Raw genomic sequence first — 677 nt, forward strand, 5'->3', positions numbered from 1 at the left:
AAATGTGATGTTAACGGCAGTGGGTGTGGTGACCTCTACAGGTAGCGGCGCTGTTGTGGCAATGGCCAGTCCCTGCACCGGACCTAGCGTCATGCTAGTAGTCGGAGTCAAGCGTTGACCTATCGCGCCTACGCCAGACGCTGGGTAAATCGAGCTGAGTGTTCCTACCTGCTTCAACACCAGATTTTGCCCTTCTACTACGTTTAGACGAAAGCGCAAGCTGGCTGGTAGGGCCGGCGGCACTGACACAATACAATCTTGGCATGTGCCCACTACTGTACTCATTTAATACTCCTTATTGATGTGCACACTAAAATTGAGACAGTGTGTCTTTACGTCGTCGGCAATTCTGCGTTCACAGTTAATCCAAAACTGTACGTACCAAATGCTCCTAGCAATACGTTACCGGCCGGAAGATTCAACCACGCCCCGTTATTGGTCTGGGAAGCTATTGTTGGATTGCCCGCAGCCAAACCTGAAGATGAGACGTTGCTGGCTACTAGAGTGGGGTTATTTACGCGTTTATATGCGTACTGCACTGTCATTTGTGGGACTTGCGTATTACCAACTTGACCCGACCACGCAAATGGCGATCCCGGGAAGGCTTCATAATAGAACAAGCACTCATTCGCCATCACCGACAAGTCCTTGAATTCGAAGCCCGTATAGGATGGGCC

At 50.5% G+C, this 677-nt stretch carries 1 protein-coding gene; it reads right to left on the reverse strand.

All coding sequences use genetic code 11. The features are described from left to right. Positions 1–332: 332 nt before the first annotated feature. The coding region (locus AC1RPN_RS08025) for a hypothetical protein (RefSeq protein ID WP_481763684.1) at positions 333–677 on the reverse strand (345 nt) is incomplete at its 5' end.

This window comes from Dellaglioa sp. CoH-57-MRSF-20 (assembly GCF_056781955.1).